The organism is Pseudomonas sp. R15(2017), from assembly GCF_002112685.1.
Classification (GTDB): Bacteria; Pseudomonadota; Gammaproteobacteria; order Pseudomonadales; family Pseudomonadaceae; genus Aquipseudomonas; species Aquipseudomonas glycinae.
Window position 1 is genome coordinate 153,994 of the sequence record NZ_NEII01000002.1, and the last position, 13,964, is coordinate 167,957.

Annotated in this window: 13 protein-coding genes; 7 read left to right on the plus strand and 6 right to left on the minus strand. The window is 61.9% G+C overall.

The window, feature by feature from the left end; all coding sequences use genetic code 11:
* Nucleotides 1–27: 27 nt before the first annotated feature.
* Nucleotides 28–951 carry a carbon-nitrogen hydrolase family protein gene (locus tag CAF77_RS04270; protein ID WP_064381785.1) on the plus strand — a complete coding sequence of 308 codons (924 nt, stop codon included), beginning with the start codon at nt 28–30 and terminating at the stop codon, nt 949–951.
* Between the two features lie 12 nt (nt 952–963).
* Here CAF77_RS04270 and CAF77_RS04275 read toward each other — a convergent pair whose 3' ends face one another.
* From CAF77_RS04275 to CAF77_RS04285, 3 genes are all read right to left on the minus strand, one after another.
* On the minus strand, nt 964–1,437 hold the full coding sequence (locus tag CAF77_RS04275; protein WP_064381784.1) for an LEA type 2 family protein: 474 nt from the start codon (nt 1,435–1,437) through the stop codon (nt 964–966).
* A 69-nt stretch (nt 1,438–1,506) separates the two neighbouring features.
* On the minus strand, nt 1,507–2,973 hold the full coding sequence (locus CAF77_RS04280; RefSeq protein ID WP_064381783.1) for a nucleobase:cation symporter-2 family protein: 1,467 nt from the start codon (nt 2,971–2,973) through the stop codon (nt 1,507–1,509).
* Nucleotides 2,974–3,115: 142 nt separating this feature from the next.
* Entirely contained in the window at nt 3,116–4,015 is a 900-nt protein-coding gene (locus CAF77_RS04285; protein WP_064381782.1) for a LysR family transcriptional regulator, read from the minus strand.
* A 99-nt stretch (nt 4,016–4,114) separates the two neighbouring features.
* On the opposite strand from CAF77_RS04285, the gene CAF77_RS04290 reads away from it, so the two are divergent.
* From CAF77_RS04290 to CAF77_RS04315, 6 genes are all read left to right on the plus strand, one after another.
* Nucleotides 4,115–5,206, plus strand: a complete 1,092-nt coding sequence (locus CAF77_RS04290) for a polyamine ABC transporter substrate-binding protein (protein WP_085654199.1) — start codon at nt 4,115–4,117, stop codon at nt 5,204–5,206.
* 26 nt (nt 5,207–5,232) lie between these two features.
* Nucleotides 5,233–6,192: an agmatinase gene (speB, locus tag CAF77_RS04295; RefSeq protein ID WP_064381781.1), complete on the plus strand. Its 960-nt coding sequence runs from the start codon at nt 5,233–5,235 to the stop codon at nt 6,190–6,192.
* A gap of 88 nt (nt 6,193–6,280) precedes the next feature.
* Nucleotides 6,281–6,997, plus strand: coding sequence for a YafY family protein (locus tag CAF77_RS04300; RefSeq protein WP_085654063.1), 717 nt, complete (start codon nt 6,281–6,283; stop codon nt 6,995–6,997).
* A 51-nt stretch (nt 6,998–7,048) separates the two neighbouring features.
* A complete protein-coding gene (locus CAF77_RS04305) occupies nt 7,049–7,390 on the plus strand; it encodes a nuclear transport factor 2 family protein (protein WP_007957516.1) in 342 nt (113 codons plus the stop codon).
* Between the two features lie 22 nt (nt 7,391–7,412).
* Nucleotides 7,413–8,531: a cell division protein ZapE gene (gene zapE / locus CAF77_RS04310; protein WP_085654064.1), complete on the plus strand. Its 1,119-nt coding sequence runs from the start codon at nt 7,413–7,415 to the stop codon at nt 8,529–8,531.
* An 18-nt stretch (nt 8,532–8,549) separates the two neighbouring features.
* Nucleotides 8,550–9,131, plus strand: a complete 582-nt coding sequence (locus tag CAF77_RS04315) for a DinB family protein (protein ID WP_085654065.1) — start codon at nt 8,550–8,552, stop codon at nt 9,129–9,131.
* A gap of 121 nt (nt 9,132–9,252) precedes the next feature.
* Here the strand turns inward: CAF77_RS04315 and CAF77_RS04320 are convergent, their stop codons facing one another.
* The 3 genes from CAF77_RS04320 to CAF77_RS04330 all read right to left on the minus strand — a co-directional run bounded on the left by CAF77_RS04320 (nt 9,253) and on the right by CAF77_RS04330 (nt 13,769).
* On the minus strand, nt 9,253–9,459 hold the full coding sequence (locus CAF77_RS04320) for a hypothetical protein (RefSeq protein ID WP_064381776.1): 207 nt from the start codon (nt 9,457–9,459) through the stop codon (nt 9,253–9,255).
* 173 nt (nt 9,460–9,632) lie between these two features.
* Entirely contained in the window at nt 9,633–11,879 is a 2,247-nt protein-coding gene (locus CAF77_RS04325; protein ID WP_085654066.1) for a TonB-dependent siderophore receptor, read from the minus strand.
* A gap of 144 nt (nt 11,880–12,023) precedes the next feature.
* Nucleotides 12,024–13,769: a phosphoethanolamine transferase CptA gene (locus tag CAF77_RS04330; RefSeq protein ID WP_085654067.1), complete on the minus strand. Its 1,746-nt coding sequence runs from the start codon at nt 13,767–13,769 to the stop codon at nt 12,024–12,026.
* Between the last annotated feature and the right edge of the window lie 195 nt (nt 13,770–13,964).

The following is a 13,964-nucleotide window of genomic DNA, read 5'->3' on the forward strand; positions in this document are numbered from 1 at the left end:
ACACCTGAACTTCACGGAGTGACCGCCATGCCCAAATCAATCGTTGCCGCCCTGCAGATCGGCGCCTTGCCCGGTGGCAAGGCTGAAACCCTGGAACAGATCCTCAGCTGGGAAACCGCGATCATCGAATCCGGTGCCGCGCTGGTGGTAATGCCCGAAGCCTTGCTCGGTGGTTACCCGAAAGGCGAGGGCTTCGGCACGCAGCTGGGTTATCGCTTGCCGGAAGGGCGCGAGGCCTACGCCCGTTACTTCGCCAACGCCATCGATGTGCCGGGGGCGGAAACCGAAGCGCTGGCCGGGCTGTCGGCGCGTACCGGGGCCAATCTGGTGATCGGCGTGATCGAGCGGGCCGGCAGCACCTTGCATTGCACGGCGCTGTATTTCGATCCGCAGGCAGGCCTGGTGGCCAAGCACCGCAAATTGATGCCGACCGGCACCGAACGGCTGATCTGGGGCAAGGGCGACGGTTCGACGCTGCCGGTGCTCGACACTCAGGTCGGCAAGCTCGGCGCGGTGATCTGCTGGGAAAACATGATGCCGCTGATGCGCACGGCGATGTACGCCAAGGGCATTGAAGTGTGGTGTGCGCCGACCGTGGACGAACGCGAGATGTGGCAGGTCAGCATGCGTCACATCGCCCATGAAGGGCGCTGCTTCGTGGTCAGCGCCTGCCAGGTCCAGGCCTCGCCGAATGAACTGGGTGTGGAGATCGCCAACTGGTCGGGGGATCGACCGCTGATCGCCGGCGGCAGCGTGATCGTCGGGCCGATGGGCGACGTATTGGCCGGGCCGTTGCGCGGCGAGGCCGGCTTGCTCACCGCCGAGATCGACACCGAAGAACTGGTGCGCGCCCGCTACGACTACGACGTGGTCGGCCACTATGCACGGCCGGATGTGTTCGAGTTGAGCGTCGACGAGCGGGCGAAACCCGGTGTGCGTTTCACCGCTTGACGACGGTGCGGTTTACCAGGTGGCAGCACTGGCCCTTGGCAGACTGAGCTTGCCGGTATCGACAAAGCGCATCGTGCCAAACAACCCGCCGGCCAGTTTGCCGCGCAGCACATAGGGCAGGTTGTCGAGGGTTTGGGTCTGGCTCAGGCCGAGGGTCTGGCGTAGCACCGAGAACGCGGAAATGCTCACCGGGACGCTGACGATGGTTTCGGAGAACCGTGGAATCGAGCCGGTCTGATCGCTCACACCCGACGCCAGCGAGTGACCGTTGACCTCCAGATCCAGCGCGATGCCGTTGTAGTCGATGGGCGTTTCGTTAGGGTTCTGCACCCGCAGCTTGATCGCGAAGCGCACTTCCAGATCCTGGCTCGGCAGCGGTTCGAGGCCGACCACGTTGATGTTCACCGGGTCGCGGTTGGGGAACAGCGCACAGGCGCTGAGGGAGAGCAGAAGCAGGGACAGGATGACGGCGTGGAAGCGGCGCATTGATGCTCTCTCACTGAAAAAGGGCTGAACCGTTGCCGTATCAGCCCTTTTTTTATCGAGCGGACAGGATCAGCGGTTCAACTGTGCGACAGCGGCCGGCGCGGCGGGTTCAGCTTTGGCCGGCAGGTCGGGGTTTTCCATGACCTGAAGGATAGAGGCTTCCGGGTCGAAGTCATCTTCTTCCAGTTCGATGAATTCTTCCGGCAGGAAGATATTCAGCACGATGGCACACAGCGAGCCGACGGTGATCGGCGATTCGAAGATGTTGCGCAACGCCTGCGGCAGTTCGCGCAGCACTTCCGGCACGGCGGCGATGCCCAGGCCCATGCCCACGGAAATCGCCACGATCAGCATGTTGCGCCGATGCAGGCCGGCCTCGGCGAGGATCTTGATCCCGGCCACCGCCACGGTGCCGAACATCACCAGCTCTGCGCCGCCGAGCACCGGTTTCGGCATCAGTTGCAGCACCGCGCCGATCATCGGGAACAGCCCCAGCAGCACCAGCAGACCGGCAATGAAAAACGCAACGTAACGGCTGGCGACGCCGGTGAGCTGAATCACCCCGTTGTTCTGGGCGAAAGTCACCATCGGCATGCTGTTGAACACGGCCGCCATCGCGGAGTTGAGGCCATCGGCGAGCAGTCCGGACTTGATCCGGCGAATGTACAGCGGGCCTTTCACCGGTTGCCGGGAAATCATCGAGTTGGCAGTCAGGTCACCGGCCGCTTCCAGCGGCGACACCAGGAAAATCACCGCCACCGGCACGAACGCCACCCAGTCGAAGTTGAAACCGTATTTGAACGGCACCGGCACGCTGACCACCGGCACTTCGGGCAGGTTGGCGAAATCCACGGTGCCCATCAGCCACGCCACCACGTAGCCGAGGGTCAGGCCGATAACAATCGCGCCCAACCGCAGGAACGGCACGTCAACCCGGTTCAACACCACGATGGTGCCCAGCACCAGCGCTGCCAGGAATACATGACTGGCCGCGCCCAGATCCGCCGCGCCGAAGCCGCCGGCAATGTCGGTCATCGCCACCTTGATCAGCGACAGGCCCATCAGAGTAATGATGGTGCCGGTCACCACCGGGGTGATCAGCATGCGCAATTTGCCGATGAACTGGCTCAGCACCACTTCGATAAACGCGGCAAAGAAGCATACGCCGAAGATCGTCGACAGAATCTCATCGGTGCCGCCGCCCCGGGCCTTGACCATGAAACCGGCGCTGAGAATCACGCTGATAAAGGAAAAACTGGTGCCTTGCAGGCACAGCAGCCCCGAACCGACCGGGCCGAAGCGCTTGGCCTGAACAAAGGTGCCAAGGCCCGAGACGAACAGCGCCATGCTGATCAGGTACGGGATTTCGCTTTGCAGGCCGAGGGCGCCGCCCATGATCAGGGTCGGGGTGATGATGCCGACGAAGCTGGCCAGCACATGTTGCAGGGCGGCAAACACCGTTGCGGTGAAGTGCGGACGGTCGTTGAGGCCGTAGATCAGATCGTTGTTGCGCGGGGCTTTTTCAGAGACGGTCATGGTGGTTTGCGTGCCGCAATGCGGGGCCGGGTCGGAAAATGGGTGCGCAGGATGCCGTAAGAGGGGAGCGAGGGCAACGCATGATCGTTCCCACGCTCTGCGTGGGAATGCAGCCGGGGACGCTCCGCGTTCCAAAAAATGCTCAGGTTCGACCAAAGGCTGACAGCAGGTCTTCTTCAAAAGCCTTCTGCGCATCGCCGGGCACTTGCGCCCGATGGCGGGCCAGATGGAACGCCACGTCAAAGCTCAACTCGCCTTCGCGCACCGGCCGCAACAGGCCCTTGTCCTGCCATTGGCGCGCGTAATGGTTGGGCAGATAACCGACGTGTTTGCCTGACAGTATGAAGGCGAGGGTGCCTTCGACCTGCTCCGAGCGTGCCGAGCAGACCTTGCCCTGGAACGGCTCGTCACTGCGCAGAAACCTGTACGGGTGATCGACCCGGTCGCAGGCCTGCAACGCCGCATCATCGGGCGCCTCGTCGGTAAACAGCGGATGGCCGGGCGCGCAGTACAGGTGCTGGGTTTCGCTGAACAATTCGCGGTAGTCGAACGCGCTCTGCACCTGGGAGAAGTAACCGATGGCCAGGTCCAGCCGCTGTTGCAGCAGCAGACGCTCCATTTCGCCGGGCATGGCGCTGATCAGCTCGATCCTTACCGATTCGTCCCGTTCGCGAAAACGCCGGATCGCATCGGCCACCCGTTGCAGCACCGATTGGTCCACCGCTTCCGACAGACCCAGCCGCACTTCGCCGATCAAGCGCCCGGCGACGCCGTTGGATTGATGGCGGAAGGTTTCGATCGAATCGAACAGTGCCCGGGCGGCAATCAACAGTTGCTCGCCCTTGGGTGTCAGGCTGAAGCCGCCCTTGCCCCGGTTGCACACCCGGTAGCCGAGGCGGGTTTCCAGCTTGGCCATTTGCTGGCTGATGCTCGACTGGCTCAGGCCCAGTTCACCCTGCGCCGCGCTGAAGCCGTTGGATTCGACCACGCCGAGAAACAGCCGCAAAAGCTGAAGATCGACATCGTGGAGTTGACCGAGCATCACATTACTCCGGGATAAAGTCAGGTTAACAAACTTGGTATTTCTCGAATGTATCCGACGGCGCATCCTGCCACCACTTCCTTCGGTCAGGTGTTCGTCATGGCTCCCGTCTTCAAGCTGTGTTTCCCCGCGTTGTTGCTTACCGTCTCCATCGCCGCCCAGGCCGAAGAGAAGACGCTCAATCTTTACAGCTGGGCCGATTACGTGGCACCGGAAACCTTGCAGCGCTTCGAAAAGGAAACCGGCATTCACGTGCGCTACGACACCTTCGATACGTCCGAGGTGTTGGAAACCAAGCTGCTCACCGGCGGCAGCGGTTACGACGTGGTGGTGCCTTCGTCCAGCGTGTTGGCCCGAGGTCTGGCCGCTGGAGCGCTCAAGGAAATTCCCCACGAAGGGCTCAAGGGTTACGCCAATCTCGATCCCGATCTGCTGGAAAAACTGGCGGCGGTCGATCCCGGCAACCGCTACGGCGTGCCTTACACCTGGGGCACCCTCGGCCTGGGCATGAACGTCGAGGCCGTCAAACAGCGGCTGCCGGACGTGCCGCTCAACAGCCTCGATCTGCTGTTCAAGCCTGAATACGCCAGCAAACTCAAGGATTGCGGGATCGCCATTCTCGACTCGCCGCAGGAAGTGATCGGCCTCGCGCTGCACTATCTCGGTAAGGATCCCTACAGCACCGACAAGACCGATCTGGCCGCCGCCGACGCCTTGTTGCAGCAGTTGCAGCCCTCGGTGCTGTACGTCGCCACCGGCCGGCAGATCAATGATCTGGCCAATGGTAGCGTGTGCCTGGCGTTGACCTACAACGGTGACGCAAGCATGGCGGCCGATCAGGCGCGCAAGGCCAACAAGCCGTTTGAGGTTGCTTACCGGATTCCCAAGGAAGGCACGCTGGTGTGGCAGGACAACCTCGCCATTCCCAAAGACGCGCCGCATCCCGAGGCCGCGCGCACCTTCATCGAGTTCATGTTGCGCCCCGAATCCGTTGCGGCGCTGACCAATACGCTGTTCTTCGCCACCGCCAACCAGGCCGCCACGCCGCTGGTGGATGAAGCGGTGCGCAACGACCCGGACATCTACCCGAAACCCGACGTGCGCGAGCGGCTGTACGCCGACCGCAGCATGAGCCTCAAGGACATGCGCCAGCGCACGCGCTTGTGGACCACTTTCCGTAGCCGCCAATAGCCCTTCATAACAACAGGAACACACCGATGGACGTGCCCATGCAAAACGATCAGGCCCTGACCCGTGACAGCCTCTACGGCACCGCTGCCGAAAGTACCTATGCCGGGATCACCAGTTTCATGCGCCGGCGCTACAGCCGCGACCTGCGCGGCGTGGACGTGGCGGTCAGCGGTGTGCCGTTCGACACCGCGACCAGCAACCGTCCGGGCGCGCGTTTCGGGCCGCGCGGGATTCGTGCAGCGTCCACCGGGATTGCCTGGGAACGGCACTGGCCATGGGCGTTCGACCCGTTCGATCATCTGGCGGTGATCGACTACGGCGATTGCGACTTCGATTACGGCTCGCCGCACACCATCCCGGAAAGCATCGAGGCCCACGCCGAGCACATTCTCAGCTCCGGCAGCGCGATGCTCACCTTCGGCGGCGACCACTTCATCAGTTATCCGCTGCTCAAGGCGCATGCGCGCAAGCACGGCACGCTGTCGCTGATCCACTTCGATGCCCACAGCGACACCTGGCCGGACGAGGGCGGTAAACGGGTCGATCACGGCACCATGTTCTGGCATGCGGCGCGGGAAGGGCTGGTGGATCCGGCGCGTTCGGTGCAGATCGGCTTGCGCACCACCAATGACGATCATCAGGGCTTTCAGGTGCTGGACGCGCGGCAAGTGCATCGGCGCGGCTGCGAAGCGATCGTCGAGGCCATTCGTGCGCGAGTCGGGGATAACCCGGTGTACCTGACGTTCGACATCGATTGCCTGGATCCGGCCTTCGCACCGGGCACCGGTACGCCAGTCTGCGGCGGGTTGAGCACGGTGCAAGCGCTGGAGATCCTTGGCGGCCTGCGCGGGATCAATCTGGTGGGCATGGACGTAGTGGAAGTGGCCCCGGCTTACGACCACGCGGACGTGACGTCGCTGGCGGCGGCAACCCTGGCCATGGAGATGCTTTGCCTGTACGCGGCCCGGCACAAAGTCGACGCGTGATCCCCTCCGAGTCTGGTGAAAACTCCTGACAATTTCTGACACCAGGCTCTGCTAAGCTCCGGCAAACTTTTGTCCGGAGCCTCTCACCGTGTCGCGAACCACTCGCCTGTTGACCCTGCTGCAAGTGCTGCGTGGCAAGAAACGCCCGGTGACCGCCGCGACGCTGGCGTCCGAGCTGGAAATCTCCGAACGCACGCTCTATCGCGACATCGCCGAACTGACCGCACTCGGTGCACCGATCCACGGCGAGGCGGGCATCGGTTATGTGTTGCGCAGCGGCCTGTTTCTACCCCCGCTGATGCTCAACGCCGACGAGACCGAAGCCATCGTGCTGGGCCTGCGTTATGTCGATCAGCGTGGGGATGAGGTGCTGAGCAAAGCCGCCGCCGACGCGCTGGCGAAAATCGCTGCCGTGCTGGACCCGCAGGCCCAGGAGGCGCTGCGCAATCCGACGGTCATGCCCGGGCCGCCGGGCTACGGCTTTCCGCAGAACGCGGTGCCGTTGAACGTTTTCCGCCATGCGATCCGCGATCAGGCCAAGCTGCACATCGATTACGCCGATGCGCAGCAGGTGCAGAGCCAGCGCTTGATCTGGCCGCTGGCGCTGGGCTTTCTCAACGAGGTGCGGATCATCGTCGCGTGGTGCGAGTTGCGCGGCGCCTATCGCACCTTTCGCACCGACCGGATTGCCGCCGCCAGCCTGCAGGGCGAGCGCTATCCGGGGCGTCGCAGCGACCTGTTGCGCATCTGGCAACGGCAGATGCAACTGGACGAAAACGGCCGTTTCACTCCTGACAGGAATTGACGCAGGGCTGTTCTAGGATGGCGACAGAACCCGAAAAAAGGAGCTGTAACCATGTTCCACCCCACCTCGATACTCGCCCCGGCCATCGTTGAGTACATCAACGCCGCCAATGCTCGCGATACGTCCCGGGTCGGCAGTTTTTTTGCCGAGGATGCCCATGTGTTCGATGAAGGCCATCATCAGGTCGGCCCGCAGGCCATTGCCAATTGGATGCAGGACACCGCCCAGCGCTATCAGCCACGGGTCGAAGTACTCGGCGTCCAGCAGCGCACCGGTAAAGTGCTGGTGCAAGGGCTGATCTCCGGAACGTTCCCCGGCAGCCCGCTGGAGCTGCGCTACACGTTCCGCCTCAACGAACAGGGCAAAATCGCTCGGCTGGATATTTCCCTGTAGCCATCGTGGCATACTGCCGCGCATGACTTTCGACTCCCCTTTGAGCGCCTGGCAATACGCCGTCGACCACAAGGGCTTCATCCAGGATGAAGCCCAGGAACACGCGGTCTGGGCCTTGCAAAAATGCCATGAAGCCCTGCACGCCGGTGCCCGTTCGGTCACCGGCGTTTACCTGTGGGGCCCGGTCGGGCGCGGCAAGACCTGGCTGATGGATCAATTCCATCAAAGCCTGCGGGTGCCGGCGCGGCGGCAGCACTTTCATCACTTCATGGGCTGGGTGCATCAGCGCTCCTTTCAGTTGACCGGGATCGCCGATCCGTTGCGGGCGCTGGCCCGTGAGCTGGCGGCCGAGGTGCGGGTGCTGTGTTTCGACGAGTTGTTCGTCAATGACATCGGTGACGCGATCATTCTCGGGCGCTTGTTTCAGGTGATGTTCGACGAAGGCGTGGTGGTGGTCTGTACCTCCAACCTGCCGCCGGATCAGCTGTATGCCGACGGCTTCAACCGCGACCGCTTCCTGCCGGCGATCACCGCGATCAAACAGCACATGCAAGTGGTTGCGGTGAATGGCGCCGAAGATCACCGATTGCACCCCGGCGCCATCGAGCAGCGTTACTGGGTCGCATCACCGGGGCAGGGCAGCGCACTAAGCCAGGTGTTCGACGCGTTGGCCGCCGGGCAAACCGTCAGTGCCGAACCGGTGCCGGTGGGTTACCGCGCCCTGAACGTAGTGCAGGCCAGCGATTCGGTGCTGTGGTGCCGTTACGCCGACCTGTGCGAGCAACCGTTCGCCGCCATGGATTTCATCGCGCTGTGCGACACCTACCGGGCTATCCTGTTGAGCGAGGTGCCGAACCTCAGCGCGAAAAAACGCGAAGGGCGGATCGCCCGTGGCACCGAGGATGGCGCGGAGCGGGTGATGGCCGGTGATCGCGAATTGCCGCAACTGTCGGTGCATGACGACGGCGTGCGCCGGTTCATCGCGCTGGTCGACGAGTGCTACGACCGCAAGGTGCCGCTGTACATCGAGGCCGAAGTGCCGATGGACGCGCTGTACACCGAGGGCTACCTGGAATTCCCGTTCCGCCGGACCCTCAGCCGCTTGCAGGAGATGCAGCTGCAACGCTTCGCCGAGATCTGAAAACACGGAGGGCGCGACATGACTCAGCCACTGTCCCACCATTTGCTGACCATGGCCTATCAGAATGCCTGGGCCAACCATCGACTGGCCAAGGCCTGGAGCCAGCTTGATGACGCGGAGCTGGCGGCGCCACGGGTCAGTTTCTTCCCGAGCATCCGCCTGACCCTCAATCACATCCTCACCTGCGACTGGTTCTACGTCGACGCGCTGGAGCGTGAGTTGCGCGGTGACGAACCGCATCCCGATTGCTACGTGTTCTTCAACGCTGACGAGCCCTTCACCGAGGCGCAGGCCTTGCGCCGCGAACAGGCCCATGTCGACCGGCGGCTGATCGCCTACTGCGAGCAACTGCGCGATGCCGATCTTGGGCGCATCGTTACCATCGCCCGCGACACGCCGCAGCACGACAGTCGTCTGCGGATGATTTCGCATTTGTTCGAGCACCAGATCCACCACCGTGGCCAGGTCCACGCGATGCTCAGTGGCACCTCGGTGAAACCGCCGCAACTGGACGAGTTTTTCTGTGCCGGCGAATCCAGTCTGCGAGCCGAGGATTTTGCCGAACTGGGCTGGACCGAAGAGCTTATCTGGGGCCACTGATGTCTCGGATTCTGCCGATCCAAGATCTGCAGGCATAAAAAAAGGCGCCCGGAAAGGGCGCCCAACTGTCATCTGCGAGGCCAGAGCCGAGCCATCGCAGGTCCATCGGTAAAGCGTTCGCTCAAGGGCGATAGGACTCGGTGACCTGGGCGGTCTGGTCGTCCGGAACCTTGAGTTCGTCAGACTTCGTATCAGCCTGCTGGCTTTGTGCAGAGTGGACCGGAAAATTGGCCCAGTAATGTCTCATGCGCTCGGCGCCGCCTTCAGCGAATGCGCTGGCGGATGCGAGGGTGAGTAGACCGGCAAGGATTGCAGTCGTGGTTTTCATGGTGCCTCCTACGAAAAATGTCGGAGCCGTTCGTCCATGAATCTAAGCCTCGGGGCGCAGTGTCCACCGAGGGCATTAACCAAGGGTTAACGCTCGTTCAGTGTAAGGATTGACGGGGTATTGGACGAACGCTGCACGCGTGAGTGACGCGTGCAGGTCGCGAGGGAAGGGTGTCAGAGTTTCCAGTCGAGGCTCAGCGTCACGGTGCGCGGATCGCCCCAGAACACGCCGTTGTAGAAACCGACGTTGTCGTAATACTTCTTGTCGAACAGGTTGTCGACGTTGAGAGACGCCGACAGGTGCTTGTCGAACTCATAACGCGACATCAGCTTCACCACCGTGTAGGCGTCCTGACTGATCCGCGCACGCTCGGTGATGATCCGGCCATTGGCGCCGCGTCCGACCGGGCGATTGGAGTTGCCGTAGACGTCGCTCTGCCAATTCACCGCGCCGCCCACCGTCAGAGCGTTCCAGTTACCCGGCAGGCGATAGGCTGTGGACAGGCGGAACAGGTTCAGCGGTTGATTGGTGTTGCTGCGTTGTTTCTCGCCGTTGACCGAGTGGGTGTAGGTGTAGCCGGCGGTCATGTTCCAGCCGTCGAGGATCTCACCCGAAACCTCGGCTTCGAAACCGTTGACCTTGTTGCCCTTGCCACCGGACTTGTAGAACTCTTCCTGGGTTACTGGATCAGGCAGAACCGAGTCATCGACTTCGGCGACGTTGTCCTGCTTGCTCCAGAAAATGGCGGTGGCCAGATTCAGGCGTTCGTCCAGCAGGCTGCCCTTGAGCCCGACTTCATAGTTGCTGCCGACGATCGGTTCGATGAACTTGCGGTTGGCGTCGCGGTAGGTCTGCGGTTTGAAGATGTCGGTGTAACTGACATAAACGGTGTATTCCGGCGTCAGGTCATAGAGCAGACCGGCGTAGGGCGTCCACATGTCGTTGTGCTGCTGGCGGCTGGCATCGACGCTTTCCAGTCGCAGGTTGTCGTCGAAGGTGTTGGCCGTTTTTGACGCCTTCCAGCTGCCGTAGCGGGTGCCAAGTACGGCGTGCAACTCGTCCGTCAGGCTGAGGCGGGTCGCCAGATAACCTGCTTTTTGTTGCGTACTGTCTTTGGCGCTGGTGAGCCCGGTCACGGTGTCCGGGAATTTGGCGATGTCGCCCATGTATTTCCAGTCGCGGATGGTGCTGTAGTCGCGTGCAACAGCTCCGTCTGCGGTATAGGGCGAGCTGGAGCTGCGTTCGGCTTCGCCATAGCCGATCATCATCTGATGTTCGCGACCCAGCAGTGAATAAGGGCCGGACAGGTTGAAGTCGTACGCCTTCATCCGCTGCGGGCCAATCATGTGCGAGGTGTAGGCGGTCATGCCGCTGCGATCAGGCTCGGGAAAACCGGCACCGGCGTAGTAGACCTTGCCGTCGGTGTCGCTCTTGCGGTGGGTGTAGGCGGCTTTCAGGTGCCAGTCGCCGGCCAGGGTCTGATCGAGGGTGGCGAACGCGGTCTTGTCGCGCAGCGGCCAGGAACTCCAGGACGTCGCCATGTTGGTCGAGCGTCCGAGTCCGGCCTTGCTGCCATCGGCGTTCCAGTACGGCAAGGTGCCCCATGAGGAGCCTTGCACCTGTTTGTCCTGATAGTCATAGCCGACGGCCAGTACGGTGGAATCGGTCAGGTCCGCTTCGAGAATGCCGTAGCCGACTTCCCGCTGGAGGGCGTACTTGTCGCGAAACGATCCCTGGTCGCGATAGGCCAGCACACTGCGCCCGCGCAACCGTCCGTCGAAGGCCAGCGGGCCGCCGACATCGACGTAACTGTAGTAATCGTCATAGCTGCCGCCGCTGGCGCCGGCCTGAGCCTGCCACTGCGCGGTCGGACGCTTGCGCACCATGTTGATGGTCGCCGACGGGTCGCCTGCGCCGGTGGTCAGGCCGGTGGCGCCGCGCACGACCTCGATGCGGTCGTAGATGATGGTGTCCGAATCGGACTTCATGTACTGGAAGGTGTTGAGCATCCCGTCGATCTGGAAATTGTTGATCGAGTAGCCGCGGGATGAGTAGCTGACCCGATCCGAATCGTTGTGCTGCACCACAATGCCGGTGGTCTGGCTCATGGCCTCGGACAATGTACCGAGCTTGAAATCATCCATCTGCTGACGGGTGACCACGGACACCGATTGCGGGGTTTCCTTGATCGACAGGTTCAACCGCGTCGCCGTGCTCATGGCGCCAGTGGTGTAGGCGTGGGTGTTTTCAGTGGTGCTGCCAAGACCCTGGGCGGTAACGCTGATGGACGCCAGCTCGAGTGCCGGGGCAGCGGCGGGCGACTGTTTTTCCGTGTCGGTTTCAGCCAGCAGATCCGGGCTCAATGCAACGCTGCACAGGCCAAGGGTCAGGGTCATGGAACGGGTGATGGGCGCGAACATCGCAGCCGACTCCTTGTCTTTGAGGGAAAAATTCCGTTTGTTCAAAGACGAAGGTGAAGGGGGCGATTTAGTACCAAACGAGAAATATTATTATTTGAAGGTGTTTCAGTCAGACGAAAAAAGGGCCGTTTCCGGCCCTTCTCGTTACTGCTGCAGCACCACTTCTGTGGCGGCGGGTTTTTTCGGCTTCATCAGGCTGAAGTCGATCAGGGCCCGCTGTTCGCGTTCATAAGGGTTGCCGATCAGCAGCGGACGCGGCTTGAAGCTGTCGCTGACCAGACTCTTGCTGCGATCCAGCTCATCGAAACTCAAACCGGCCAGATCCGCCCAGGTGTGGATCAGGTGTGAGCTGCTGTAGGGCCGGCTCAAATCCCCGGTGAAGTTCCAGTTGTGGGTTTCACGCCACTTTGGCGAGGCCCAGGCCATGAATGGAATGGTGTACATCGGCGCCGTCGGCTTGTTTTCGTTGCGACCCAGAGTGCCGTGGCCCACCGAGTCGAACACGTCTTCGCCGTGGTCGGAGAGGTACAGCAAAAAGCCGTTCGGATCGGATTTGGCGTAGTCCTTGATCAGGCTTGATACCACGAAATCGTTGTACAGCACCGCGTTGTCGTAGCTGTTGTAAGTCGGCACCTGATCGTCACGCACACCGGCCGGAACGCCGTTGCGATCCTGGAACTTGTCGAAGCTCGGCGGATAACGGTACTGGTAGCTCATGTGCGTACCGAGCAAGTGCACGACGATCAATTTGCGCGGCGCCGCGTCGGCCAGGGCCTTGTTGAACGGCTCGATCACATCACCGTCGTACTGCGCGGCGTTCTGGTTGCGGTTGTTGTTCAGGTACACCTGCTCGTCGGCCTGTTCGGAGAAGGTCGTGAGCATGGTGTTGCGCTTGGTCATGGTCTGCTGGTTGGTGATCCAGAAGGTCTTGTAGCCAGCCTGCTTCATCATGCTGACCAGCGACGGCGTGGACAGGTACAGGTCCGGGTTTTCTTCGTCGGCGAAGGTCAGCACCTGTTGCAGCGCTTCGATGGTGTACGGGCGCGGGGTGATGACGTTGTCGAAGACCGACAGTTGATCCTTGAGCTTGTCCAGTTCCGGCGTGGTTTTACGCGGGTAACCGTAGAGGCTCATGCGCTGGCGGTTGGTGGACTCGCCGATCACCAGCACCAGGGTCGCCGGCTGGTTGGCGCCCGCGTCCTTGAGATTTTTCAGTGGCGGGATCTTGCTCGCGCTGTGCAGCATGCCCTGCATGTCGGCCAGGGTTTCCTGATAGCGGTGATACGCCACTGCCATCTGCCAAGGCACGGCCGGCTCGATGCGGGTTTCGAATTTTTCGAAGCCCTGGGCAAAGCTGCCGGTGCGCATCGTCTGCTTGACCAGCGGGTAACCGATCACGGCCACCAGAATCGCCATGGCAGCGACGAATGCCTGACCACGGGGCAGGTACACCGGACGCAGGCGGGTCCACAGGAAATACGCGAACGCGGTGTGCGCGAGGAACGCCGGAACCATCCACCAGGCAAAGTACTGGGTCATGTACTCGCCGGCTTCGGACACGTTCGACTCGAACATGATGAAGATCACGCTCTGGGAGAATTCCTGCTGGTAAATGAAGAAGTAACCCAGGCTGGCCATCGAGCAGGCCCACAGCACCAAGCCGATCACGGCGGCGAGCAGGCGGGTGCGTTTGGGGAACAGCAGCATCGGCGCGAGCCACACGGCGCTCATCACGAAAGCCTGGCGGAACCCGGTGAACCCTGAGGTGCCCGTCAACTGGATCAGCAGTTGGGTGATACCGGAGAAGTACCAGAAGAACACGAACAGCCAGATGAAACCGGCCCAGTCGAAACCTGTCGCAGTCGTTTTGCTGCGTTTGAACACCGCCATTCAGCACTCCAGCTCAGTCGTCACATCCACCGCCGGGCGCTTCATGCAACCGGCGCATGAACCCGACGAACGGAGGCCGTGCACACACGCACGGCCAGAATGCGCCGGAGTATCAACAAGCGGATGTGAAAACTTTGTTAGTTGCCGAAAAGGGCCAGAGGTGCAGCATGTCGGGAACGGCGATGGCCGCTCCCG

Coding starts and splice junctions, on each gene's coding strand:
- CAF77_RS04320 (WP_064381776.1), bottom strand. CDS start 9,459: ATGAAAACCACGACTGCAATCCTTGCCGGTCTACTCACCCTCGCATCC.
- CAF77_RS04270 (WP_064381785.1), top strand. CDS start 28: ATGCCCAAATCAATCGTTGCCGCCCTGCAGATCGGCGCCTTGCCCGGT.
- CAF77_RS04305 (WP_007957516.1), top strand. CDS start 7,049: ATGTTCCACCCCACCTCGATACTCGCCCCGGCCATCGTTGAGTACATC.
- CAF77_RS04315 (WP_085654065.1), top strand. CDS start 8,550: ATGACTCAGCCACTGTCCCACCATTTGCTGACCATGGCCTATCAGAAT.
- CAF77_RS04330 (WP_085654067.1), bottom strand. CDS start 13,769: ATGGCGGTGTTCAAACGCAGCAAAACGACTGCGACAGGTTTCGACTGG.
- CAF77_RS04280 (WP_064381783.1), bottom strand. CDS start 2,973: ATGACCGTCTCTGAAAAAGCCCCGCGCAACAACGATCTGATCTACGGC.
- CAF77_RS04325 (WP_085654066.1), bottom strand. CDS start 11,879: ATGTTCGCGCCCATCACCCGTTCCATGACCCTGACCCTTGGCCTGTGC.
- CAF77_RS04275 (WP_064381784.1), bottom strand. CDS start 1,437: ATGCGCCGCTTCCACGCCGTCATCCTGTCCCTGCTTCTGCTCTCCCTC.
- zapE (WP_085654064.1), top strand. CDS start 7,413: ATGACTTTCGACTCCCCTTTGAGCGCCTGGCAATACGCCGTCGACCAC.
- CAF77_RS04285 (WP_064381782.1), bottom strand. CDS start 4,015: ATGCTCGGTCAACTCCACGATGTCGATCTTCAGCTTTTGCGGCTGTTT.
- CAF77_RS04290 (WP_085654199.1), top strand. CDS start 4,115: ATGGCTCCCGTCTTCAAGCTGTGTTTCCCCGCGTTGTTGCTTACCGTC.
- speB (WP_064381781.1), top strand. CDS start 5,233: ATGGACGTGCCCATGCAAAACGATCAGGCCCTGACCCGTGACAGCCTC.